The following is a 24,503-nucleotide window of genomic DNA, read 5'->3' as shown; positions in this document are numbered from 1 at the left end:
TATGCTATATAGAAAAGGCCACTAAGATAATGCTAATAATAGCCAGGATGATGCCTATCCAGTTTTTAGGGATTAATTTTTCTTTAAAAAAAAGAATTCCTGCAAGAGTTGAAACCAAAAGTATAGCTACATTATTAATAGTGAATACTGTAGAGCTGTCCATACTATCATGGCGTAATGCTTGAATGAGGAAATAGATCGAAAAATAATTTGGAACTCCTAATATAATCCCTGCAATAATATTTTTAAATGCAATTTTTAATGTTCCGGTTATAGCTTTAGATGCTAGTGTGATAATTCCAACAATGGCAGCAAATCCAAAAACGGTAGCAGAAAAAACCGGAATATCATTTTTAGCCACATAATGTGTTTCTAAAAACTTAATACTGGTGTCGATAATCCCACTTCCGATAAAAACCAGTAATGGAAAAATTAAATTCTTTTTTGTTATTGGGATTCCTCCGGTGGTTTTAATCGAAGTGAGGTAAACCGCGATAAGTGCAATTAGAATGCCTACAATTTTTGTGATACCAGTACTTTCTTGATATACTATAATTCCAAATACAATGGGGATCACCAAACTCATTTTGGTAGCTACTGCAGCTACAGATAGTCCATTTCTCTGTGTAGTAATTGCCATTAGGTTAAATACAGATATGAATATTATCCCCAGGATCATTGCTCCATAAAACCACTCTTTCCCAGAGATAGAGGGTAAATCTATTGGCTCTGAGTATGCTATGATTCCTGAAATAGAAGCTACTATATAGTTTACAACAATTGCCTGTAGCGTATCTACATGGTATTTAGAAAATAACTTAAAGATGATAAAAATCAGAGTAGACGCTAAGACACTTAAAACTAAATAGATCAAAATAAATCAGATTTTATGGTAAATAAATCTGTAACATCTTCGGTTACAGGGTTGTTGTTCCAGATGTGCATTCCCAGTGCAGCAGCAGTGTCTGTATTATCCTTTGTATCATCAATAAAAAGTGTTTCACTTGGGTTTAATTGGTGTTGTTCTAGAACAAATTCAAAAATATAAGGTTCTGGCTTTCGTAAGTTGATTTCGTGAGAGAGGTAAAAAGCATCAAAACATGATTTGAATGCAGGGAAAAAGCTAATATGTTCCTTAATCCAATTAATATGTAATTCATTATTATTACTAAGCAAGATCAACTGGTAACGTTGTTCTGAAGCTAGTTTCTGAATAAATTCTAGACGATGTTTAGGGAAATCCTGTAAAAGAGCATTCCATGCATAGACAAGTTGCTTTTCTGAAGCTTTTGGAATATGCTTCTGAAAATTTTCTATAAGTTCTTTCGTAGTAATTTTACCTGCTTCATACAAGATGTTAAGCTCTCGTAATTCTGTAGTAAGCTTTTCGTTTTTAAGGTTGTATAATTCTCTTTCTGTTGCGGACTTGTCTAAATTAAGAAAGACGTCTCCAAAATCAAAAATTATAGTTTTAATCATTTTGATATGTCTTTAGGGTGTCTGTCATGATTTTTTGTTCAGAAATTAGATTTCCATTTTGTGTAGGTGCTTTTATTCCGGTTCCAAAAGTAATATTTCCTTCAAAAACCCTAGCTTCATCCCATAGGTTTTTATCAATAAAAGATTGTGTTGTATAAGAACCTCCTTCTATGATCACTGATTGGATGTTGTGTTTATAAAGAATGTTGCATATTTCTTTGGCAAGGTTCTCTTGCGTGTCGACAACCTCATAAATAAGAGTATTGCTGTTTTCTTGTTTGAATTTTTCTGAAGTAATCACAATTGTCTTTACCGATTGATCTAATACGGCAGAATCTTTAGGTATTTTTCCTGATCTGTTAATCACAACTCTTATGGGATGATGTTGGCTAGACCAATCTCTGATGGTAAGTTTGGGGTTATCCTTAATAACGGTTTGACTGCCAACCAAAATGGCTTGTTCTTCTGCTCGCCATTTATGTACAATTTGCCTAGAATATGTATTTGTAATCCAAACAGGTTCTCTTTTGTTTGTAGTAACCGGTGCAATATAACCATCTGCAGTTTCTGCCCATTTTAGGATGATATATGGCCGTTTTTTGTTATGAAAAGTAAAAAACCTTTTGTTTAATGCTAAGCATTCATTTTCTAAAACCCCAACAATTACATCACAGCCAGCATTCATTAATTTTTGAATTCCTGCGCCCGATACTTTTGCAAAAGTATCTATTGTACCGATAACTACCTTTTTGATTCCTTTTTGGATAATGAGGTCGCCACAAGGAGGTGTTTTTCCAAAATGACTACAAGGTTCAAGGCTAACATAGATGGTAGCGTCTTTTAAAAGAGAGTGATCTTTTACCGAAGCAATAGCATTTACTTCGGCATGAGGTTTGCCCGATTGATAATGCCATCCTTCACCAATGATACTGTCGTTATGCACAATTACACTACCTACCAAAGGGTTTGAGTAGGTCGTTCCTAGTCCGTTTTTGGCAAGCTGTATGCAGCGTTTTATGTATTTCTCGTGTGTTTTCACTTTTGCAAATAACAAAAGTAAGTAAAACTATGTGTTTTATATGGTGTTGTAGGCTTGTAGTATTGATTAATTATCTTTTTAGTTCAAACACATACTTGATAACACCTTTTTTTTGATCTTTCTTAGGATTCCATTTAATATGAATTATTTGAGTTTCTTTAGAAGGGAAGATTTTTTCATTAACACCATGTATGGCTATAAAAACAACACATTTAGAAAAATAGCCTTTTTCTACACCTTTATCAATTGAAGATATTTTGAGTACAATCTCATTGGTGCCATTTTTTATAAGCTTTTGAGCTTTATTGTTACTTACCTGGCTTGCTGATTTTTCAAATTCATGTAATTTTTTACCATTTAAATAAATTTTGCCTGCTACGCCTTCAGTTGTTTTGGCTTCGAGTTGATAATATTTAAATGATTCTGTTTTTATTGGGGTGATTTCAATAACTTCAGATGTATTCTGAGTTTGGCTAAAAGAGTTTGTAACTGGAAAAAAAATTACAATTAAAATAAAGTTTTTAATCTGCTTAATCATTTTATTTTCAAGATTAATTAATATGGAATTTGATAGATTTCGGTTTATGATAGTGCAATTGTCAAGAAAGAAACTGCGTTTAAGAATATTGAACGTGTAGCACAAATATAGTTACTTGATATAGGTCTAGAATCCCTGTTTTCAGTGAAAAACCACCAAATCATGTTGTGTAGAATTGTTGTTTTTATTTTAATCTTACCTTTTGTTGTTTATCAATTGTATAAGGATAAGAAAAATTTCCAAAATAATATCGAATTACCCCTTTGTATTGTATGTCAAGCGAATCACTCTGAATTACTTTTAATACACTGCCAAGAATACTATTTTTATTTTTTTTATAGACTTTAGAAAGTGAAAAAGTTCCTTCTAATGGAATAGCGAATTCATTTTTTGAAGGAACATCGAACTCTTGTGAAGAGAGTGCTCCTACATCCATGTTATCAACAAAAATGTGTATGCTGTCTATAGAAAGTTTTCCTTTTATGTGATTTGGATTATTAAAAACAGCATCTGCTTTAAGTGTTATATTGCGCATACTGACATTTTTAACCTCGATATTATCGACATATTTAAATTCAGGTTTTTTAGAAATAGAACAACTGGTAATACCTATAAGTAATGTTGATAATAATAGAAACTTATTCATTGATTCCTTGTTAGATTTAACGTATATTTCAATACCTTTTAAGAAGTTAATTTTTTAGTAAAACGAAGATTAGAAGAATCTTCTGGTGATACCACAAAAATAGTATTTTAAAAATAATGAATGATATAAAAATACGAGCAATACAGCCAAAAGATAATAAAGTAATTGCCTCGGTAATACGAGAAGTCTTAATAGAAATGGGAGTGCCTAAGGTGGGTACTGCTTATGAAGATAAGTCTTTGGATAGTATGCATGAAACTTATAACTATTCGAGAATGAAGTATTACGTAGTCGAAGAAGAAGGTAGAATCATTGGTGGTGCAGGTATTGCCCCATTAGAGGGAGAAGTTGTTAGAGATATTTGCGAGTTGCAAAAAATGTATTTCTTACCACAGGCAAGAGGCAAAGGAGTTGGATATGCAATGATAAATAAATGTCTTGATTTTGCAAAAGAACAAGGGTATGCCAAATGTTATTTGGAAACAATGCCTTACATGGAATCTGCCAGGAAATTATACAAAAAAGTAGGCTTTATCCCTTTGGAAGAGCCGATTGGAGATACCGGACATTATAGTTGTCAGGCATGGATGATAAAAGATCTATAATCTAAAAATAAACTTCAAATTGAAGATAAAAGACCTTAGGGCTAATTTTACAAATTCTTTATCGGGGATCTACGATTCTGAAGAAATATTGTCTTTTTTTTATATACTTTCTGAAGAGATTTTAGGACTTAAAAGAGTAGATGTTGCTATGTGTCTCGATAAAACACTCACTGTTAATGAAAAAACGAATTTTGATAATGCTATAAAACGACTCGAAAAACAAGAGCCTATTCAATATATAATTGGGGAGACCTATTTTTTTGGAATACCATTTATAGTTAATGAACATGTATTGATTCCGAGACCAGAAACCGAAGAGTTAGTAGATTGGATTTTAAAAGATCAAAAAAAAGAGAAACAATCAATAACAATACTGGATATTGGTACAGGAAGTGGTTGTATAGCTATTTCTTTAGCAAAAAAAATACCTGAAGCCAAAGTATATGCAATAGATATATCAGAAAAAGCCATACAGGTGGCCAAAGAAAATGCCAGGAAAAACCATGTAGAGGTCACGTTCATTAACGCAGATGTTCTGGAAATCGAAGATCTATTTCAAGATTTTGATATCATAGTTTCTAATCCGCCTTATGTACGAGAGTTAGAGAAGAAAGAAATGAAATCTAATGTGCTTGATAATGAACCAGAACAAGCTTTGTTTGTTTCTGATAATGAACCTTTACTCTTTTATGAGAAAATCACAGATTTGACTAAGGGAAAATTAAGAGAAAATGGTAGTTTGTATTTTGAAATTAATCAATACCTGGGTATAGAAACCAAAAGTATGATCGAGAGCAAAGGATTTAAATCTGTAGAAGTGCGTAAGGATATATATGATAATGAACGTATGATAAGAGCTCGTTTAAATTAAAAATCTATTACTATGAACAGTCTGAATTCAATTTGTGTATTTTGTGGAAGCAGCGAGGGGAATGATACCAGGGTTATTGCCGAGGCATTGTTGCTAGGGGAAAAACTAGCAGAACAAAAAATCACTCTGGTGTATGGTGCTGCAAAAATTGGGATAATGGGAAAGGTTGCCCAGGGAGTGATGCAGCAAAAAGGGAAGGTGATAGGAGTGATCCCAGAATTTTTAAAACGAAAAGAAGTAGTGCATCAGGGATTATATGAACTAGTTACTACTGCTAATATGCACGAGCGAAAGATGAAAATGCAAGAGCTTAGTGATGGTTTTATTACATTACCAGGGGGATTTGGGACATTAGAAGAATTGTTCGAAATTATAACATGGTCTCAGTTAGGTTTACATCAAAAACCAATTGGACTTTTAAATACCGGAGGATTTTATAATGACCTGTTAGCTTTGTTAGAAAATATGGTGAAAAGAGGTTTTTTAAAAATGGAAAATTATGAATTGCTCCTTGTTGATGATGATATAGATAGGTTATTAGGAAAAATGAGAGCCTTCAAGCCGGCACAAGTACCAAAATGGTTAAAGCCAGAGAGGACATGATATTCATTAACCAAATGAAAACGAAACGATTTATAACAACATTAAAAAACAATAAAGAATAATTGTCTTAACCATTAAACCTGCCGATACATGGTAGGTATTTTGTCTGACCATTAAAAAACAAGACATATAAGTACCAATGAATACAGAACAACACATCAATCAATTAAGGGAAGAACTAAGGCAGCATAATTATAACTACTACGTACTGGATGCTGCAGTAATAAGTGATTATGAGTTTGATATGAAGCTCAAAACACTACAGGAGTTAGAAGAAAAACACCCAGAATATTACGATCCTAATTCTCCAACACTTAGGGTTGGGGGCGAAGTAACCAAGAATTTTGAAACGGTAGTTCATGAGCATCGAATGTATTCTCTGGATAATTCATATTCAAAGGAAGATTTATTAGATTGGGAAAAACGTATCAAAAAGTTGGTTGATGGAGAGGTTAGTTATACCTGCGAACTTAAGTATGATGGAGCATCCATAAGTCTTACTTATGAAGATGGGGTATTGGTAAAGGCAGTAACCAGAGGAGATGGTATTCAAGGAGATAATGTTACGACAAATGTAAAAACCATTAACTCTGTGCCATTAAAGCTGAAAGATGGTTTTCCTCCAAAATTTGATATTCGGGGAGAAATTATTTTACCTTATGAAGGTTTTGAAAAAATGAATGAAGAACGAATAGCAGCAGGAGAAGACCCTTATGCTAATCCCCGAAATACAGCTTCTGGTAGTTTGAAATTACAAGACAGTAGTGAAACAGCTAAGCGACCACTAGATTGTTTGTTATATAGTATTGTAGGAAATAGATTAGGAATTGTAACTCAATTTGAAAGTTTAGAAAAGGCCAGAGAATGGGGGTTTAAAGTTCCTGTAGAATCTAAATTGGTACATTCGATCGATGAGGTACTGGATTTTGTAATATACTGGGATGAGCATCGCCATAATTTACCATATGAAACAGATGGTGTGGTGATTAAGGTAAATAATCTTCAGCAGCAAGAAGAACTGGGTTTTACAGCCAAAGCTCCCCGGTGGGCTATGGCTTATAAATTTAAAGCCGAGCAGGTTTTTACAACCCTTCATGAAATTACATATCAGGTAGGTAGAACGGGGGCAATTACGCCGGTAGCTAATCTCGAACCAGTATTGCTTGCAGGAACTACAGTAAAAAGAGCTTCTTTGCATAATGCCGACCAGATTGAGAAATTGGATATACGTGTTGGAGATACGGTTTTTGTCGAAAAAGGAGGGGAGATTATTCCAAAAATAATAGCAGTTGATTTTCAAAAAAGAGACAACAATTCGCAACCAACAGTATATATAACACAGTGCCCAGAATGTCATACCGATCTTATACGCAAAGAAGGAGAGGCTCAGCATTATTGCCCTAATTACCAAGGGTGTCCACCTCAGATAATTGGACGCATACAGCATTACATTTCTCGTAAAGCGATGGATATCGATGGGCTGGGAGGAGAAACCGTGGCATTGTTGGTTAATGAAAACCTGATCATAAACTATGCAGATCTTTATGAATTAAAAAAAGAGCAAGTTGTTCCTTTAGAAAGGATGGCAGAAAAAAGTGCAGAAAACCTTATTGCCGGAATAGAAAAATCTAAAGAAATCCCTTTTGAGCGTGTTTTATTTGCATTAGGAATTCGATATGTGGGAGAAACAGTAGCAAAGAAACTCGCAAAACATTATAAGTTTATTGATGCTATTATCGAAGCTTCAGAAGAAGAACTGGTAAATGTAGATGAGATAGGAATAAAGATAGCTCAAAGTGTTGTAGAGTTTTTTGCTTCAGAAGAAAATAAAAATTTAATCAACAGGTTAAAACAATACGGAGTTCAGTTAGAAATTTCTGCAGAAAAACTAGCAAATCAAACAGATACTCTGCAAGGACAGACATTTGTGGTTTCAGGAGTTTTTGAAAAAGTTTCACGTAATGAACTTAAAAAAATGATAGAAGATAATGGAGGTAAAATATCTAGTTCTATTTCTTCTAAAACCTCTTTTATTGTAGCAGGCGCTAATATGGGACCTAGTAAGTTAGAAAAAGCAAAAGCACTAGAGATTCCTATTATTAGTGAAGACGAATTTCTTAGTAAAATAGCATGAAAATAAGAACTCTTATTAAGGTGTTATTGCTCATTACGGGGGGACTTTGTGTATTGAGTACTGCTATGAACTGGCCTGATTTAGAGTTGTATATAAAGCCAACCACTGTACCTTTGTTTTTTATGTTGTATTGGTTTAATACAAAACGTATAAGTATTCCGTTTTTACTGGTTTTATTACTTTGTTTTCTGGGAGATATATTTTTGCTTACAGATTTTCAGCATAGTTTTATATATGTATTGCTAAGTTATGGTATTTGTTATTTGTTATTATTCTATTTCTTATATAAGAATCATAAGCCTATAGATTATGATGGTACAGATATCGCCTATGTGTCAATTTTCTTTGTGGTATGGTCTCTAATTGTTTATGAGATTTATGACGCAATACATGTAGGAATGGGGGATATTAAATACTATGGATTGGTGTATTTACTGATCTTATACTTTTTGTTTATTGGAGCCGTTTTTCATTATGTAAATGTTAGGTCAACCAAGTCGTTATGGTTTTTGATTGCGGTGTTAAATTTTGTCATTAGTGATTCTTGTTTTGCATTAAACAGGTTTTATGTGTCTTCAATCGAATTTGAAATTATTAATTCTATTTACCAATTATTGGCTGTTTTTTTTCTTGTACAGTTTAAGATATCTAGTTCGACTTCTTTAAAATTAAATAAATTGTAAAGAGCATTTTTTGTGACCATTTTGAGTTGTCTCAAAATTTAGTATCTTGTGTAAGGGAAAAATTTTATGATTGTGTAACGAAGTGTTCTATAGAGAATTATATTGATTTTTTTGGGATGCAAATTAAAATTAATGAATGGAGAAAAACTACTAAAGCTTTTAATTTCTTTTTTAATTATTATACAAGTATTAGGATATGTGTTTCAAAATGATTTTTTAAACACGTATACTAGTTTGATTCTTGTTGTATTGATAACCGCACTTTATTTTGTAAATTCTAAACAAATAAGAACATTTAAAGTTATTGTTCTTCTGGTTTTCTTAATAAAAGAGTTAGGTGTATTTTATACTATTGATAATATTGTGAAATTTCAGATAGAGGCACATATAGTGGCCTATATCCTGTTGTTTTATTTCTTGTATTATAATCATAAGTCATTTGTGTATAATAGTAGAGATGTTTTTACATTGGTATTAGGCAGCTCTCTGTTTACAATTATATTTTTTATGGCTTACCTGGAGCTTAAAGACCCTATGGAAGAAATGCAAGTATTAGGGTTTCTTTATTTGTTACTAATTTATGTTTTACTAATTGTAGGAGCGATGCATTATATAAACATACGATCAGAAAAATCTTTATGGTTTTTTTTATCTATGTTAAATTTTGCATTTAGTGACTTTATGTTTTTAATCGATAGATTTTATCTACGATCTAAAGAGCTTAATGTTCTTATGCTAATATGCAGCCCGATTGCTCTTCTTTTTTTGGTAAACTATATGATAACTAAATCGTTAGTTCTTAAGTCTGAAGAGTTCGAAGGGTTTTGATTTTAAATAACGAAACGCTAACTGTTGAAAATAGAAATACCATATTACCTAAATTAATTACTATATATGAATCTTGTAATCTTCTAAAAAAATCTTTGAAAACAATAAATATTACATATCTATTAACCTATTTTGCTTTTTTGATCGTTATATGTGTAGCTATCTTTTTTGATAAATGGGTGTTGGTATATATTAAACCAATTGTTTCTATATCATTAATAGTTTTGTATCAAAGGTTTGTGAAAAAAACCAGTATTCTATTTCCTTTAAGTATGCTTGTAATTGCAGCAACCGATGTTTTTGTGTATTTAGACTTTGCGAAGTATTTTTCAATTATTGCAATACTAATTGCTTTATTCTATACTTTGTGTTTGCTTTTGTTAAAGAATTTCATATCGATAAAGGAAATAAAACTAAATAAATTAATATCTCTTCAGGTTATAGTTAGTGTATTTTTGATAGGGTATCTTATTTTTTCTATTACTAGATTGGTTTTGCCCAAAATCATAAATTCTATAGGATCAGTAATATTGATCATAGTAAGTCTTCTTTTATTTGTTACAGTTTGTTTTTTTATTTATGTTGCTAATCGATACGAGAAATCAATTTATCTTTTTATAGCTTCGTGCTGTACTTTATTTGTAGATGCGTTCCTTGCGATAAATGAATTGTATTATTATAGTAGGTTATTTACTACAATGATCAATATTGTAGAAATTGCAGGGTTATACTTTTTTACTATTTTTTTTGTGGAAACAAAACTTGTTAAAAAGAAGCGTTTAGAAGATAAATATTTATAGATTTAACAAAAATCACTAAGTTGTGTTAATTGAGGAGTTTTTGTTTTTTCTCGAAGTATACCAGATGATTTTAATTTGTAAAATGGCTACATTTGTGGCTTATTAATTTTTTTAATAAATGATTTTAAAAGGTCTTAAAAGAAATGCAATAAAGAAAAGTGCTGAAGCATATCTCAAAGAAAGAGAAACCAGATCTCAAAACATTTCTAATTTAAAAACCCTTGCAGTTCTTATTGATGCAACTCAATCGATTAATATCGTTTCATTATTGAAACTGGCTAATGAATTAGGAGTGAAATCAGAAGAACTAAAAGTAATAGGCTATAAAGAAGATCAGAAAGAAATTATAGATGATAAAGATGCGGCTTATTATAATGATAAGAGTTTTGGAGTAAACGGTGCAATAAAAAGTAAGTCTTTACAAGATTTTGTAGATAAAGATTTTGATGTTTTGATCAATTTTTATGAAAAAAATTCTGTAGAGCTAAACTATGTAGCAGCAGCTTCTAAAGCTAAGTTTAAAGTTGGTTTTGCAGAAGTAGATAATCGAATTAACGATTTGATTATTGGATCAACCACAAATGACACCAATCTTTTTATATCAGAGCTTAAGAAATATTTAAAAATTTTACAGATTATATAGTATGAATGATTTTCTAAGAGGAACAGGTATAGCATTAGCTACTCCTTTTAATAAAGATGGATCGATAGATTATGATGGTGTTACATCATTAGTTAATTTTTGCATAGAAGGGAACGTAGAATATTTGGTTGTATTAGGAACTACTGCAGAGTCAGCTACGCTCTCTAAAGAAGAAAAGAAGAATTTAACAGCGCATATAGTAGAAGTAAATAATAAAAGACTCCCTTTGGTAATTGGGGTGGGAGGAAATAATACATCGGCGGTTGTTGATGAAATTAAAGAAATCAACTCATCTGATTTTGATGCTATTCTCTCTGTTGTCCCTATGTATAATAGGCCTAGTCAAGAAGGCATTTATAGACATTATAAAGCCATAAATGATAGTACGACTTTACCTGTTATATTGTATAATGTTCCATCTAGGACAGCAACTAATATGACAGCAGAAACAACTTTGCGTCTTGCTCAATTAGATAAAATAATCGGAATTAAAGAAGCAGTGGGAGATTTTACTCAGGTTTTACAAATTATCAAAAATAAACCTTCTGATTTTCTTGTGATTTCTGGTGATGATGCATTAGCATTGCCGGCTGTAGTAGCAGGCGGAGACGGAGTGATAAGTGTAGTTGGTCAAGGGTTTCCTGCATCATTTTCAGAAATGATACGATTAGGATTATCAGGAGAAACAAAAAAAGCATTTGAGAAACTATATACATTATTACCAGCAATAGATTATGCTTTTGAAGAAGGAAATCCTGCTGGGATAAAAAATATCCTGAAAGTAAAAGGGGTGTGCGAAGACAATCTTCGTTTACCATTAATACCCGTTTCAGAAGGTTTAGCAAAAAGAATAGAAGAGTTTGTTGAAGATTAATCGTTTTCAAAAATGAAGTGATGGCTAAAAAAATAAAAGATCCTGGTATAGGTAAGTCCTCTAATAAATACGCTAAACGATTTATCAATCCAGATGGCTCTTTTAATATAAAACATATCAATAGACCAAGCTCTTTATCAGAGAGCTATAACTACTTGATTAGTATTAGTTGGACCAAGTTTTTCCTATGGGTTGTATTGGGATATACTTTGATCAATGCGCTATTTGCTATGATCTATACGTTTTTAGGGATATCAAATATTACAGAATCTACAGGGAGTGTTTTAAAAGATTTTCTTAATGCCTTCTTTTTTTCGGCTCAGACTATTACAACTGTAGGGTATGGAGCGATGGCACCAAAAGGACTTGTTTTTGGAATCATTTCTTCTTTTGAAGCTCTTATAGGATTATTGAGTTTTTCGTTTATCACAGGGTTGTTATATGGTAGGTTTTCTAGGCCAAGAGCAAATATTAGGTTTAGTAGCAGTATGGTATTTAGAAAACATAATGGAGTAGATTGTATTATGTTTAGATTAATGAGTAGAAGTGCTAATGTAATGATTCGACCTAAAATTGAAGCTACGCTCTCTTTGTCTCAGGAAAGTAAAGGCAAAAAATACATCAATAATTTTTACAGCCTAAAGCTGGAAAGAAATTCGATTACATACTTACCTACTACCTGGACTATTGTACACCCTATTGATGAATTGAGTCCGTTAAAAGAATTTAGTAAAGAGCAGTTGCAAAAATTAAACGGAGAAATTTTAATATTAGCTAGTTATTATGATGAATCTTTTGCTCAAGAAGTTCATCAGGTTCATTCTTATGTATTAAAGAATTTAAAACAAGATCAAAGTTTTATTCCAGCATTTTATTATGATGAAGAAGGCTATACAATTCTGGATCATGATAATCTAGATAAGACCTTACCGCATAGTTCTACCTAATTTGTAAAAATATTTTAGGATGTTAAATACTATTAATCCTGCAACATACCTGTAATTATATAGTTATTGAAATGAGCTAAAATCAATAAAATGATATAGACAGAAATGTTTATTAGCCAATTCTGCCTGCTTAATTGTAGAAACAATAGAGAGTAGCAGGTGAATAGATGAATTAAAGTTTTTGTAATACGGCAGAAATATATACTTTTGCCAGATGTTTTTTTAAGATATGAAGAGATTATTGTATTTACTTGTTTGTGTGTTATTTTTAGGATCTTGTAGTGAATACCAAAAGGTACTAAGAGGCGAAGATTTGGCTGCTAAATATAAAGCTGCAGAGAACTTGTACAAAGAAGAGAAGTACAAAAAGGCTTTAAAGCTTTTTGAACAGATTGTACCTCAATATAGAGGGAAGCCACAAGCAGAAAGAATAATGTTCTATTACGCCGATACTTATTATCAGTTAGAAGATTATTATCTTGCAGGATACCAATTTGAAAGATTTACTAAATCTTACCCAAAAAGTCAAAAAAGAGAAGAAGCATTTTATAAAGGAGCTAAAAGTTATTATAATTTGTCTCCAAGATATAGCTTGGATCAGGAAGATACAGATAAAGCACTCGAAAAACTTCAGGCGTATATTAATGCATATCCAGAAAGTGAGAATCTAAAAGAAGCAAATAAGTTAGTTGCAGAACTTAGAGAAAAGAAAGAAAGAAAGACTTATGAAGTAGCTAAACAATATCATCATAGGGAGAATTATAAAGTTGCTATTTCAGCTTTTGATAACTTCCTTATAGATCATCCTGGATCTCCTTATAGAGAAAAAGTATTATATTACAAATTAGAATCAGAATATCTTTTAGCAATCGGTAGTTATGAAATTTTGGTAAAAGAGCGTTTAGAAACTGCTCAGGGATATTATAATAGTTATAAAAAGTATTATAAAACAGAAGGAGAGTATCTAGAAAAAGCAGAAGAATTAGGAGAAGATATAAAGACAAGATTAGAACAATATAAATAGAAAATAAAGTAGAAGATGGATTTGAAAAAAAGTAATGCGCCGGTAAATACAACTACTATTGATAAAAATCGTATCGATCAGCCAACAGATAATATCTATGAGGCAATTTCGATAATATCAAAAAGAGCAACTCAAATCAATACCGATATCAAGAAAGAACTTCTTGAAAAATTAGATGAGTTTGCTACTTATAATGATAGTTTAGAAGAGATTTTTGAAAATAAAGAACAAATAGAAGTTTCTAAATTCTATGAAAGATTACCAAAACCACATGCTTTGGCAGTACAAGAATGGTTAGAAGGTAAGATTTATCACAGAAATACAAAAGCAGACTCGGGGTCTCTATAAATTTATGTCTATAATAAGCGGTAAAAAGATTTTAATTGGTGTCACCGCTGGTATTGCTGCTTATAAGGCAGCAAGCTTAGTGCGCTTATTTATTAAATCAGGAGCAGAGGTAAAAGTAATAATGACCCCTGCTGCAAAGGATTTTGTAACTCCGCTTACATTATCTACACTCTCAAAAAATCCTGTTCATTCCTCTTTTTTCGATGATGAAGATGAAAATGCAATTTGGAATAATCATGTAGATTTGGGATTATGGGCAGATTTTATGATCATAGCACCAGCTACTGCTAATACATTATCCAAAATGGCAACAGGTAATAGCGATAACTTGCTATTAGCTACCTATTTATCTGCAAAATGCCCTGTTTATTTTGCTCCAGCGATGGATTTGGATATGTATAACCACCCTTCTACACATCAAACATTTAAAAAATTACAAGAATTTGGTAATATCATGATCCCTGCAGAATCAGGAGAATTGGCAAGTGGGTTGATCGGTCAGGGACGTATGGCAGAACCTTCTACTATTATCGAATTTGTAGAAAAAGATATTTTAGGGAAACTTCCGTTAAAAGATAAGCAGGTTCTGATCACTGCAGGTCCTACATATGAAGCAATTGATCCTGTAAGATTTATAGGTAATCACTCTAGCGGCAGAATGGGGATTGAACTTGCTAAAACCGCTGCTAATTTAGGAGCACAAGTAACTCTTGTTTTAGGACCTTCTGCTCTTAAAGTTAATCATGGTCTTATTCGCGTGATTAATGTGATTAGTGCCAAAGATATGTATGAAGCTGTAGTTTCTGTGTATAATGATTGTGATATTGCAATTGCATCTGCAGCAGTTGCAGATTATAGACCTAAGGTGATATCAGATCAAAAAATAAAAAAGGCAGATACAGAATTTTCTATTAAATTAGAGCGAACAACCGATATTCTTAAATGGATGGGAGCAGAGAAGAAAAACCAATTTCTCGTTGGGTTTGCTTTAGAAACAGAAAATGAAGAGGAGAATGCGAAGAATAAATTAAAAAATAAGAACTTAGATTTAATTGTTCTTAACTCTCTTAATGATAAAGGAGCAGGTTTTAAAGGACAAACGAATAAAGTAACATTGATTAATCATAAATTAGAGATTAAAGCGTTTGACTTAAAGACAAAGTCAGAAGTTGCACAAGATATATTTAATGAAATTAATACATTGAACAATGAATAGGTTGTTACTTGTTATCGTATTTATAGTTAGCTTAGGAGTTAATGCCCAGGAGTTTAATGCTACTGTAGCTGTTAATGCAGAGCAAACAGGTAATCCTAATTTACAAGTCTTTAAAACCTTAGAGCGTGCATTAACCGAATTTATTAATAACTCGAAGTGGACCTCTATAGATTATCGAACAGAAGAAAGAATCAATTGTAGTTTTTTTGTTACTATAAATAGTTACGATAATGATCTTTTTTCTGCTACAGTACAAGTGCAAGCATCCCGTCCGGTATATGGGTCTAGTTATAGTACTACAATCTTTAATATAAATGATAAGCAGTTTAATTTTAACTACTTAGAGTTTCAACCTTTAAATTATAATCCAAATAGCTTTGAGTCAAATTTAATCTCTGTAGTTGCATTTTATTTGTATACCATTTTAGGTATAGATGCAGATACTTTTGAGTTAAATAGTGGAACCAGCTATTATCAGGAAGCCAAAAATATTGTTAGTAATGCTCAAGGAAGTAATACACTTGGTTGGGCCAGAGAACAAAACCCTAATAGGTTTAGACTTAATGATGATCTTCTTTCAGGAACATATGAAGGGTATAGAAAAACGATGTATACCTATCATAGAGAAGGGTTAGATGTTATGTATAATAATGTAAAACAAGGGAAAGAAACAATTACTGAATCTATGAAATCGCTTGAGGAAATGCATAATACCAGACCTAATTCTTATATAATGAGAGTGTTTTTTGATGCCAAAGCAGATGAAATTTCAAGTGTTCTTTCTGGAGGACCTTCAGTTAACATTGCAGAAACCGTTGAAATACTTAATAAAGTAGCACCTACATATTCTGAAAGCTGGAAAACTATAAAGTTTTAAACAATACTTTATTTTTAATTATTGTAAATAGTATCTTTACTTTTTTAAAAACAACAAAAATTTTTCTATCCTTTGCTAAGAGGTCTTTCTATAAAAAACTTCGCCTTAATAGAACAGCTACAAGTAGCTTTTGATTCTGGTTTAATAACGATTACAGGAGAAACTGGAGCGGGTAAATCTTTATTACTTGGTGCTTTGGGATTGTTATTAGGAAAAAGAGCAGATCTTAGTAGTGTTAAAGATAATACTCAAAAATGTGTAATAGAAGGAGTTTTTGATGTAAAAAAATATGGGCTTACCTCTTTTTTTGAAAAAGAAGGATTGGATTATGAAGATCAAACTATAATCAGACGAGAAATTTTGCCATCGGGTAAATCTAGAGCTTTTATAAATGATACGCCGGTCACTTTACAATCATTGGCGTCTCTTGGAAGTAGATTAATAGATATCCATAGTCAACATCAAACATTAGAGGTAACTACAAATGATTTTCAGTTTGAGGTATTAGATGCATTGGCTGATGCAGATCGAGAAATAAAATCTTACAAAAGAGGTTTAGAGCTTTTAAAACAAAAAGAAAAAGAAGTAGGTGTTCTTGTAACTGATCAAGAAAATTTTACAAAAGAATATGATTATAATGCTTTTCTTTTAAATGAATTAGAAGAAGCAAAGCTTAAACCAGGTGAACTACAAGAATTAGAAGAGCAATACGATCAACTTAATAATATAGAAGAAATTCAGGAACGATTATCGGGATCTGTTGCTATAATGTCTTCAGAAGAAGTTGGGGTATCTGATCAATTAAATACAATCAAAAATAATCTCTCTAAAATAGAATCGTATTCTGGACCTTTACAAGAACTTTCTCAAAGAATTCAGAGCGTATATATAGAGTTAGATGATATAAGTAGCTCTTTACTTGATGAATTAGAAAAACTGGAAGCAGACCCTGAACGACTAGAGCAAATTAGCCAGCGTTTGCAATTATTACATAATCTACAGGTAAAACATGCGGTATCAGATGTAAAAGAATTGATCGTAATAGCAGATACATTACGAGAAAAAGTTTCTAAAACAGAATCGCTGTCAGAAGATATAGAGAGGCTTAAAAAAGAAATAGTTACTATCCAATCTCAATTAGATGAAGTTGCAGGAAAGATTCATAAGAAACGAAATAAGGCACTTCCTATACTTATAAAGGAGCTAGAGGATATTCTTAAAGCACTGGGGATGCCAAATGCTACATTTCAAGCCTCTTTAGAGTTACAGGAAAAATATCTGTCTAACGGAAAAGAAGTATTAACATTTCTGTTCTCTGCCAATAAAGGAGGATCTTTTGGGCAACTTAAAAAAGTGGCTTCAGGAGGAGAGCTATCAAGAATCATGATTGCGATTAAATCTATTTTATCTAGATATACACAACTACCTACAATTATTTTTGATGAAATAGATACTGGTGTATCGGGTGAAGTTGCTCATAAAATGGCAGATTTAATGATGAATATGAGTAAGAACCTACAGGTTTTCAGTATTACACACTTGCCACAGATCGCTGCTAATGGTCAAAACCATTATAAAGTATATAAAGAAGATATACAAAATACTACTATTACTCAGCTTAAATTGCTAAGTGAGGAAGAGCGAATTAAAGAAATTGCCGAAATGATTGGTGGCAAAAACATTTCTGATTCGGCATTAACCCATGCAAAATCATTATTAAATTCAGCCTTAAATTAAATAGGGCAAAGTTGTAAATCTATCATAAATAAGTAGACTTTTACTTCCTTTGATTTAATAGTTGAAAACAAGTGTTAAAGTGCTAAATCTGTGTATTTTATCGATTATTTGCAATATAATACGTTTAAAGGGTGTTTTTCATCGATTTTAACATTTTTAACCCTAATTTGTTTTCTTTTATTTTGTAGTTTGTGCAAGTAGCCCCAAACCTACGCCCCCAAATTATGAAATTACCTATTAAAGTAATCTATATTGCTTGTATGGCAATGTTGTTATATTCCTGTTCTGCAGAAAATGTTGAAGAAAATTTAGATTCTTCTAACAAGGAATTTATTGTTCCAGAAGTAAAATCAATAGAAATTGAAATTTTAGATCTTATAAATAGCTATAGGGTTTCTAAAAATTTAAATACTCTTGAATCTCTAGATATTATAAAATCACAAGCCTATAGTCATACCGATTACATGATTAAGCAAAATAATATATCTCACGATTATTTTTATGAGCGTAAATCATATCTTGTTGCAAATGCAGGAGCAAGTAAAGTAGCCGAAAACGTAGGATATGGTTATTCCTCGGCAGAATCTATTGTTAATGCATGGATAAAAAGTGATAGTCATAGAAGTACCATAGAAGGTGATTTTACAGATTTTGATATTTCTATAGAGCAAGATGAAGATGGTGTGATGTACTGTACTAATATTTTTATTAAAAGATAATCTTCTTAATGACTTCGATTATTCATAGTCATTGAGTATCAAAAAAGCTGAACGTCTGTTTTCATCATGATCTTTTTCAGTACAAGGAGGTTTGTTATCTATCCCACACTTGTTTAATAATCGTGATTCACCATAACCTATCGCACTCGGGATTCTATCTGCGGCAATCCCTCTTGATAAAATATAATCTCTTGTAGCATTAGCCCGTTTGTAAGAAAGTTTCATATTATACTTGGCACTACCACGGTTATCTGTATGAGACTCAATCTTTATAATCATTTTTGGGTTTGCTCGCATCACATTAACGATATTTTCTAATTCATATGCAGCGTCTGCACGAATATCATATTTGTCAAAATCAAAGAAAATAGGATTTACTACAATTTCTTTTTTTATGATTAAGGGAATTAGGTATAGATCTAGTTTGATTTCACTGCCATTAGTTGTAGTTGTAGAAAATTGTTTAGAATCTGGCTTGTAATTTGCCTTGGAGGCAAGAATAGAATATGTTTTTCCACATGATATCTCTTCAAAAAGATAGTTGCCGTTATTATCAGATAGGGTAGTATTGATAATTTTACCTGTTTCATCAATGATTTTAACAGTAGCTTCTGCAAGTGGTTTTAAGGTGAGTTTGTCGTATGTTACTCCGGTCAAAACTTGCTTACATTCGTATTTGTCAAATATATAGATGTCATCGCTACCTTTACCTCCAATTCTGTTAGAAGAAAAATACCCAGAATCACCATCTGTATTTAAAAAGAAAGCAAAATCATCATAGCCACTATTGTATGGGGCTCCCAGGTTTTTAATTTCGACCTCCTCATTGGTTCTTTTTTTAAGTATGTTAGATTTGTAAATGTCTAAAAACCCAAGATTTATATGGCTGTCTGATGAAAAATATAATGTAGAATCTTTTGCTACAAAAGGAAAAACTTCCCGGCCTTCGGTATTAATTTTGTTTCCTAAATTTTTTACAGTTCCAAAAGAACCATCGTCATTAATAGCTACTTTGTATATGTCTGATTGTCCGTATCCTCCTTCTCTGTCTGATACAAAATATAAGGTCTTTTCATCAGGGCTTAACGCTGGATGCCCCGTAGAAAAAGTTTTGTCATTAAATGGTAATTCTTCAATGGCTGTCCATTGATTGCCTTTAAGCTTGGCTCTATATAATTTTAGATTAGAATTACCTTCTTTATCATAAGATGTTCTTTTTCTTTTGTTAATGTTGTTTCTGGTAAAAAAGAGTGTTTTACCATCTTTAGTGATTGTTAATGTACCTTCGTGTTCATTCTTTAAATTTACTGCGTCTGAAGAAATAGGAGCAATGTTGTTTACTACAATGGTCGAATCAATTCGATCAATTGTAGATTGATAAATGTTTAAATAAGGTTCTCCATTCCATTTATAAATTTTCTTTTTGCCTTTGGCATTGTCATCTGCTCTAGAAGATGAAAAATATAAGTTTCCATTTTGTTCAAACCCGCCAAAATCAGAGTATTTGCTATTAGAGTTTAGGTTTATTACACGAACATGAATATCTTTCGGAGTAGATAATTCTTGAAATTTTTCAAGACTTATGCTTTCAAAATCTTTGGTGTATTTACCATTTTTTTGAAGTGCTTTAAATTTTTTAAGCCACTGATTGGCTTCGTCATATTTACCTAAGCTTCGTAAGGTTTGAATATATTTGTAGATGTATTGAGGGTGTATCTTTTTGTATTTGTTAACTGCTTTGTTATACCAAAAATATGCTTGTTCTGAGTTAGAATTGTTATAATAGCAATCTCCTATTCTAGATAGAATATGTTTACTACTATCTTCTCTTTTTAATGCTTCTTTGTATAATTCAATAGCTTTTAAGTATGCGAAATCTCTAAAATATTTATCTGCTACCTTTATTTTTTGCGCATAAATAAAGGTGCTGAACAGGAGTGCTAAAATTAGAAATATTCTATTTTTCATACGTATGCTATTAAAAGTACCTGGGAGACCTGACACGCTTTTCATTAAATAATTCGTACATCAGTAAAATTTCATGAGTGCCACCAATATAGGGACGTATGTCTGAAATAAAATGTTCATAGGCATAGCCAACCCTAATTTGCTTTGTTACTTGAAAATCTGCTAAGGCTCCAATTGAAGCGGTGTGCTCATTATATCTATATGAGCCTCCGAGCCAAAATTTTTCATAGAATAGGAAATTAGCATTTAGATCAACAGAAATTGGCGCGCCATTAGTAGCTTTAAGAAGAGCTGACGGTTTTAATTTTGTGTTTGTGCTGAGATCAAACACATACCCTCCTGTAAGGTAATAACTAACACGTTCTAGGGCTACATATTCTACGGTAGATGTTTCGGCGGTACGATTATTATCGGTATTTAATATTCTTGGTGATGATAGCCCAAGATACCACCTGTCTGAGTGCAGATATAGTCCGGCGCCAATATTGGGATTCCAACGGTTTGAGTAATTTCCAAAGAAAGGATCTTGCGTTACTTCAGGGTCATTCAAAAATTCCCGATCTAGATGATAATTAGTAGCCCCAGCTTTAACCCCAAAAGCTAATTTCGAATTATCCGTAATATTAATAGAATATGAGAAATCACCATAAATATATAAGTAGTTTTCAAAACCAGGGGTGTCTCGTATTACAGATAATCCAAGTCCTACTTTTTCGTTTCGCAATGGAGAATGAGCAGATAATGTCTGAGTTTGAGGACCGCCTTGTATTCCTGTCCATTGACTTCTATGTAAACCTACAATACTTAATGCTTCTCTGCTACCTGCATAGGCTGGATTTATAGAGATGGTATTAAACATATATTGCGTAAACTGCGGCAATTGTTGTGCATACCCGATGGTGTTAATGTAAAGTATTAGTAGTACTGTTATTTTATTTTTTGTGATGCCCATTAGTTGTTTTTTTATTTTGTTCCAATATATAATGGGGTACTAATGGGTTTTAAACCACTATTGTTGATCGTTACAATACAATAATATGTGCCACTAGGTACTTGGTTTGCTGACCCTAAAGATGATTGATGTGCTGTGCCATTCCAATCATTTTGATAATCACTTGATTTGTATATAATCGCCCCCCAACGATTAATAATTTTAACATCTACAACGTAACCACAATTTTCTACACCATTCACTGCAAAATATTCATTGTACGGATCTCCATTTGGTGTAATTACCTTTGAAATTTTGATAGTGTCTTCTCCACAAGAGAATACTGCACATCTATTATGCACTTCTATTGTTGTTTCGAGATATATTGGGCAAGCCAGGTTGTTTTCTGTGTAACTAAATGCGATCTCTTCAGAAGCGTCTTCGCCAAATAATTCTATGCTTAGTGGATCAAAAAAATGATCATCAACTATAGATGCATTTCCTGATATAACTTCCCATGTTCCGCCAGTACGATACTCGCCTTCTAATAGATCAAACAAATCAAAAATTTGCGATTCTATTTCATCCAGAGCACATAATGTAGTATCATTTGCGGTTACAGAATTGTTTTCGAATGTTATTGTAGCTTGCACTGTAGTTGCGTTGTTACAATCATCTGTGATAGTGTATTCTACTATCAGGATTCCATCTGTTATATTGTTAAAGTCATAATCCGAAGTTACCAATGCAGTTGTACTCACGTTGCAATTATCTGTAGCACAAGTTTCCAGTAGTGCAATATTATCACTATTCCATTGGTTAGCAATTTCTTCAATATTAGTTGTAGAGCACTCTAAGGTTAAATCAGTAATTGTACAGCTTGTTAGGTCTGGAGGTGTAGAATCATGTAAGGTAAGAGTAGCAGTAAGAGTTGTTGTATCTCCATTATCACTTGTAATAGTGTATGTAACTTCTATAGCTCCGCCTAATCCGCAAGAACTTACTAAATTATTAAAATCATAATTTGAAGTTATTTGACCAGTAAAATCTGTATTACAAGTGTCAGAAGCGCAGGATTCTAATTCTGCAATATTATTGGCGTTCCAGGTGTTGGCTATGGTTTCATTAGTTGTTCCATTACATTCTATAGTTTCGTCTGTTACATTACAATTAGTGATATTGGGTGGCACTATAGCAGAGATGGTAATGTATACAGTGGCTCGATCACAAGCAACGATCGGAGAGCCATTATCACATACTGTGTAAATAAAACTATCTGTGCCTGTATACCCAGAATTAGGGATATAAGTAAAAGAACCATTGGTGTTAAGAGTAAGGGTTCCGTTATCTACATCATCTACAGGGGCTATGTTTATGGTTTGTGTGTCTCCTTCTGGATCAAAGTCATTATCCAGTACATTTCCTTGAATATTTTTACAGGCAGTAAAATATGCATCATCATTAGCAAAAGTGCTGTTGTTCTGGTTTTTTATAACGGTAATTACTACAATAGTGGTATCGCATAGAGCAGGATTACCATTGTCACATATAGTATACTCAAAAGTATCATCACCAGTAAAATCAAGAGGAGGTGTATAGCTATATATGCCCGTATTGGGATCTATAGCTACGGTAATTCCTTCTGTGGTGGTTACAGTAGGGGTTGTTACTATAATAGGGTCTCCATCGGGATCAAAATCATTAACTAATACATTACCGTTTACAGGAGTATTTATTTCGGTAATTGCAGTATCTGGATTTGCAATGGGTGCTTCATTTTTTGGATCGCTAATAGGGAGTACTTCGATATATACAGTAGCCGTGTCACAAGCAATTGGATTGCCATCATCACATATGGTATATTCAAAAGAATCCTCTCCTGTAAAGCCGGTAGGAGGAGTATAAGTATAAACACCTGTATTAGGCTCTATATTAACATTAACCCCTTCTATGGTAGTTACAGTAGTAGTAGTTACTGTTTGTGTATCTCCTTCGAGATCTTCATCGTTGGTTAATACATTACCAGAAACGGGTGTATTAATAAAAGTGTTGTTAATGTCTGTCACAGCGTCTGTGCAATTAAATAAAATTGTTGTGCAAACTATAGAAGTACAACAATTAGCATCACGTATCTTTATAGTATAACGTCCTGGTGCGAGATCTAGAAATGTTTCGCTGGTTTGATAATTGGCTCCATTATCGATAGAATATGTATAAGGTGGTACTCCGCCGATTCCTTCTACAGTAATTTGGCCCGAACCGTTACAGCTAATATGAGTTAATTCCTTTACGGAAGCAGATACTGCTTTGCTGGGTTCGGTTATGGTGGCTGAGCTTGTGGTAGTGCAATTTAAAGCATCGGTGATCGTTACCGAATATGTTCCGGCAACTACATTAGTTAAATCTTCATTAGAAGAACCATTGCTCCATGCAAAAGTAAATGGAGGAGTACCGTTTTCGACTGTTAGATTAACAGATCCTGTAGCATCGCCATTACAAGATACATGAGTTATAGTATTTGTAGCTTTAATATCGCAAGTATTTAGACATTTAATGACAATACTTTTTGTTACTTGAGTTCCATCGGCATCGGTTACTGTAACACTGTGGGTACGATTGGTAAGAAGACTTGCCGTTGCTGTAGTTTGATTGTTGGCAGAAGCGCTCCATTGATATGTGTAGCCAGGTTTTCCACCAGAAGCGATTGCTTTGGCTTTGCCATCACAACATATTCCTGTAGTTGTGGCATCCTGTATTTTAAGTATAGTAAGATTTAATGGATTGGTATATTTGGTATTAATTGTAGTAGTATCCTTTAAGGTCAAAGAAGTGTACTTGTATTCATGAGGATAATGTGCATAAGCACAAGTCGAAGAGAATACTAGTGCAAAAAGACAAATAAGAGTGGTGATTCTCTTATGTAAGAGAGTTAACGTAATAATTTTCATATGCCCCGTTTTATTAATTTATTCTAAGAAAAAAGCCCCTGTTTT

Annotated in this window: 23 protein-coding genes; 15 read left to right on the top strand and 8 right to left on the bottom strand. The window is 32.5% G+C overall.

Annotated elements, in window-relative coordinates; translation table 11 throughout:
- Positions 1 to 4 precede the first annotated feature (4 nt).
- From NNL09_RS24495 to NNL09_RS24475, 5 genes are all read right to left on the bottom strand, one after another.
- A complete protein-coding gene (locus NNL09_RS24495) occupies positions 5 to 874 on the bottom strand; it encodes an EamA family transporter (protein ID WP_196911412.1) in 870 nt (289 codons plus the stop codon).
- Entirely contained in the window at positions 871 to 1,479 is a 609-nt protein-coding gene (locus NNL09_RS24490) for an HAD family phosphatase (protein ID WP_025663979.1), read from the bottom strand. The genes NNL09_RS24495 and NNL09_RS24490 overlap by 4 nt, the downstream gene beginning before the upstream one ends.
- On the bottom strand, positions 1,472 to 2,518 hold the full coding sequence (gene ribD / locus NNL09_RS24485; RefSeq protein ID WP_196911413.1) for a bifunctional diaminohydroxyphosphoribosylaminopyrimidine deaminase/5-amino-6-(5-phosphoribosylamino)uracil reductase RibD: 1,047 nt from the start codon (positions 2,516 to 2,518) through the stop codon (positions 1,472 to 1,474). The genes NNL09_RS24490 and ribD overlap by 8 nt, the downstream gene beginning before the upstream one ends.
- Before the next feature lie 70 nt (positions 2,519 to 2,588).
- Positions 2,589 to 3,056 (bottom strand): hypothetical protein, encoded by a 468-nt coding sequence (locus NNL09_RS24480; protein WP_196911414.1) that lies wholly within the window; start codon positions 3,054 to 3,056, stop codon positions 2,589 to 2,591.
- A 184-nt stretch (positions 3,057 to 3,240) separates the two neighbouring features.
- Positions 3,241 to 3,702, bottom strand: a complete 462-nt coding sequence (locus tag NNL09_RS24475) for a hypothetical protein (protein WP_025663982.1) — start codon at positions 3,700 to 3,702, stop codon at positions 3,241 to 3,243.
- Positions 3,703 to 3,818: 116 nt separating this feature from the next.
- Between NNL09_RS24475 and NNL09_RS24470 the strand changes: the two genes are divergently transcribed.
- The 15 genes from NNL09_RS24470 (at position 3,819) to NNL09_RS24400 (ending at position 18,611) form a co-directional block, all read left to right on the top strand.
- Positions 3,819 to 4,307, top strand: a complete 489-nt coding sequence (locus NNL09_RS24470; protein ID WP_025663983.1) for a GNAT family N-acetyltransferase — start codon at positions 3,819 to 3,821, stop codon at positions 4,305 to 4,307.
- A 19-nt stretch (positions 4,308 to 4,326) separates the two neighbouring features.
- Positions 4,327 to 5,178: a peptide chain release factor N(5)-glutamine methyltransferase gene (gene prmC, locus NNL09_RS24465; RefSeq protein ID WP_025663984.1), complete on the top strand. Its 852-nt coding sequence runs from the start codon at positions 4,327 to 4,329 to the stop codon at positions 5,176 to 5,178.
- A gap of 12 nt (positions 5,179 to 5,190) precedes the next feature.
- Positions 5,191 to 5,781: a TIGR00730 family Rossman fold protein gene (locus NNL09_RS24460; RefSeq protein WP_025663985.1), complete on the top strand. Its 591-nt coding sequence runs from the start codon at positions 5,191 to 5,193 to the stop codon at positions 5,779 to 5,781.
- A gap of 139 nt (positions 5,782 to 5,920) precedes the next feature.
- On the top strand, positions 5,921 to 7,915 hold the full coding sequence (gene ligA, locus NNL09_RS24455) for an NAD-dependent DNA ligase LigA (protein ID WP_025663986.1): 1,995 nt from the start codon (positions 5,921 to 5,923) through the stop codon (positions 7,913 to 7,915).
- Positions 7,912 to 8,598 (top strand): lysoplasmalogenase family protein, encoded by a 687-nt coding sequence (locus NNL09_RS24450; protein WP_025663987.1) that lies wholly within the window; start codon positions 7,912 to 7,914, stop codon positions 8,596 to 8,598. The genes ligA and NNL09_RS24450 overlap by 4 nt, the downstream gene beginning before the upstream one ends.
- A gap of 132 nt (positions 8,599 to 8,730) precedes the next feature.
- Positions 8,731 to 9,426 (top strand): hypothetical protein, encoded by a 696-nt coding sequence (locus NNL09_RS24445; RefSeq protein ID WP_025663988.1) that lies wholly within the window; start codon positions 8,731 to 8,733, stop codon positions 9,424 to 9,426.
- A 918-nt stretch (positions 9,427 to 10,344) separates the two neighbouring features.
- Positions 10,345 to 10,869 (top strand): hypothetical protein, encoded by a 525-nt coding sequence (locus NNL09_RS24440; RefSeq protein WP_231389225.1) that lies wholly within the window; start codon positions 10,345 to 10,347, stop codon positions 10,867 to 10,869.
- Between the two features lies 1 nt (position 10,870).
- A complete protein-coding gene (gene dapA, locus NNL09_RS24435; RefSeq protein ID WP_196911415.1) occupies positions 10,871 to 11,743 on the top strand; it encodes a 4-hydroxy-tetrahydrodipicolinate synthase in 873 nt (290 codons plus the stop codon).
- Between the two features lie 20 nt (positions 11,744 to 11,763).
- Positions 11,764 to 12,690: an ion channel gene (locus NNL09_RS24430; protein WP_025663992.1), complete on the top strand. Its 927-nt coding sequence runs from the start codon at positions 11,764 to 11,766 to the stop codon at positions 12,688 to 12,690.
- A gap of 229 nt (positions 12,691 to 12,919) precedes the next feature.
- Positions 12,920 to 13,714, top strand: a complete 795-nt coding sequence (locus NNL09_RS24425; RefSeq protein ID WP_025663993.1) for an outer membrane protein assembly factor BamD — start codon at positions 12,920 to 12,922, stop codon at positions 13,712 to 13,714.
- 15 nt (positions 13,715 to 13,729) lie between these two features.
- Positions 13,730 to 14,062 (top strand): DNA-directed RNA polymerase subunit omega, encoded by a 333-nt coding sequence (locus NNL09_RS24420; protein ID WP_025663994.1) that lies wholly within the window; start codon positions 13,730 to 13,732, stop codon positions 14,060 to 14,062.
- Positions 14,063 to 14,066: 4 nt separating this feature from the next.
- Positions 14,067 to 15,278 (top strand): bifunctional phosphopantothenoylcysteine decarboxylase/phosphopantothenate--cysteine ligase CoaBC, encoded by a 1,212-nt coding sequence (coaBC, locus tag NNL09_RS24415; protein ID WP_025663995.1) that lies wholly within the window; start codon positions 14,067 to 14,069, stop codon positions 15,276 to 15,278.
- Positions 15,271 to 16,155: a DUF4835 family protein gene (locus NNL09_RS24410; protein WP_196911416.1), complete on the top strand. Its 885-nt coding sequence runs from the start codon at positions 15,271 to 15,273 to the stop codon at positions 16,153 to 16,155. The genes coaBC and NNL09_RS24410 overlap by 8 nt, the downstream gene beginning before the upstream one ends.
- Before the next feature lie 72 nt (positions 16,156 to 16,227).
- Complete coding sequence (gene recN / locus NNL09_RS24405; protein ID WP_196911417.1) at positions 16,228 to 17,892, top strand: DNA repair protein RecN; 1,665 nt, start codon at positions 16,228 to 16,230, stop codon at positions 17,890 to 17,892.
- A gap of 224 nt (positions 17,893 to 18,116) precedes the next feature.
- Entirely contained in the window at positions 18,117 to 18,611 is a 495-nt protein-coding gene (locus NNL09_RS24400; protein WP_025663998.1) for a CAP domain-containing protein, read from the top strand.
- An 18-nt stretch (positions 18,612 to 18,629) separates the two neighbouring features.
- Here the strand turns inward: NNL09_RS24400 and NNL09_RS24395 are convergent, their stop codons facing one another.
- The 3 genes from NNL09_RS24395 to NNL09_RS24385 are packed head-to-tail and all read right to left on the bottom strand — an operon-like array spanning position 18,630 to position 24,458.
- Entirely contained in the window at positions 18,630 to 20,579 is a 1,950-nt protein-coding gene (locus NNL09_RS24395) for an OmpA family protein (protein WP_196911418.1), read from the bottom strand.
- 10 nt (positions 20,580 to 20,589) lie between these two features.
- Positions 20,590 to 21,531 (bottom strand): type IX secretion system membrane protein PorP/SprF, encoded by a 942-nt coding sequence (locus NNL09_RS24390; protein ID WP_025664000.1) that lies wholly within the window; start codon positions 21,529 to 21,531, stop codon positions 20,590 to 20,592.
- 11 nt (positions 21,532 to 21,542) lie between these two features.
- Complete coding sequence (locus NNL09_RS24385; RefSeq protein ID WP_196911419.1) at positions 21,543 to 24,458, bottom strand: Ig-like domain-containing protein; 2,916 nt, start codon at positions 24,456 to 24,458, stop codon at positions 21,543 to 21,545.
- Positions 24,459 to 24,503: the final 45 nt, after the last annotated feature.

It is taken from the genome of Aquimarina sp. EL_43 (assembly GCF_943422735.1).
Classification (GTDB): domain Bacteria; phylum Bacteroidota; class Bacteroidia; order Flavobacteriales; family Flavobacteriaceae; genus Aquimarina; species Aquimarina megaterium.
The sequence above is the reverse complement of the archived record's forward strand: the minus strand, read 5'-3'. Positions and strand labels throughout refer to the sequence as shown.

Coding starts and splice junctions, on each gene's coding strand:
- NNL09_RS24480 (WP_196911414.1), bottom strand. CDS start 3,056: ATGATTAAGCAGATTAAAAACTTTATTTTAATTGTAATTTTTTTTCCA.
- NNL09_RS24390 (WP_025664000.1), bottom strand. CDS start 21,531: ATGGGCATCACAAAAAATAAAATAACAGTACTACTAATACTTTACATT.
- NNL09_RS24420 (WP_025663994.1), top strand. CDS start 13,730: ATGGATTTGAAAAAAAGTAATGCGCCGGTAAATACAACTACTATTGAT.
- coaBC (WP_025663995.1), top strand. CDS start 14,067: ATGTCTATAATAAGCGGTAAAAAGATTTTAATTGGTGTCACCGCTGGT.
- NNL09_RS24395 (WP_196911418.1), bottom strand. CDS start 20,579: ATGAAAAATAGAATATTTCTAATTTTAGCACTCCTGTTCAGCACCTTT.
- NNL09_RS24460 (WP_025663985.1), top strand. CDS start 5,191: ATGAACAGTCTGAATTCAATTTGTGTATTTTGTGGAAGCAGCGAGGGG.
- NNL09_RS24400 (WP_025663998.1), top strand. CDS start 18,117: ATGAAATTACCTATTAAAGTAATCTATATTGCTTGTATGGCAATGTTG.
- NNL09_RS24450 (WP_025663987.1), top strand. CDS start 7,912: ATGAAAATAAGAACTCTTATTAAGGTGTTATTGCTCATTACGGGGGGA.
- NNL09_RS24430 (WP_025663992.1), top strand. CDS start 11,764: ATGGCTAAAAAAATAAAAGATCCTGGTATAGGTAAGTCCTCTAATAAA.
- NNL09_RS24410 (WP_196911416.1), top strand. CDS start 15,271: ATGAATAGGTTGTTACTTGTTATCGTATTTATAGTTAGCTTAGGAGTT.
- ligA (WP_025663986.1), top strand. CDS start 5,921: ATGAATACAGAACAACACATCAATCAATTAAGGGAAGAACTAAGGCAG.
- NNL09_RS24440 (WP_231389225.1), top strand. CDS start 10,345: ATGATTTTAAAAGGTCTTAAAAGAAATGCAATAAAGAAAAGTGCTGAA.
- NNL09_RS24425 (WP_025663993.1), top strand. CDS start 12,920: ATGAAGAGATTATTGTATTTACTTGTTTGTGTGTTATTTTTAGGATCT.
- NNL09_RS24490 (WP_025663979.1), bottom strand. CDS start 1,479: ATGATTAAAACTATAATTTTTGATTTTGGAGACGTCTTTCTTAATTTA.
- NNL09_RS24475 (WP_025663982.1), bottom strand. CDS start 3,702: ATGAATAAGTTTCTATTATTATCAACATTACTTATAGGTATTACCAGT.
- NNL09_RS24385 (WP_196911419.1), bottom strand. CDS start 24,458: ATGAAAATTATTACGTTAACTCTCTTACATAAGAGAATCACCACTCTT.
- NNL09_RS24445 (WP_025663988.1), top strand. CDS start 8,731: ATGAATGGAGAAAAACTACTAAAGCTTTTAATTTCTTTTTTAATTATT.
- NNL09_RS24470 (WP_025663983.1), top strand. CDS start 3,819: ATGAATGATATAAAAATACGAGCAATACAGCCAAAAGATAATAAAGTA.
- dapA (WP_196911415.1), top strand. CDS start 10,871: ATGAATGATTTTCTAAGAGGAACAGGTATAGCATTAGCTACTCCTTTT.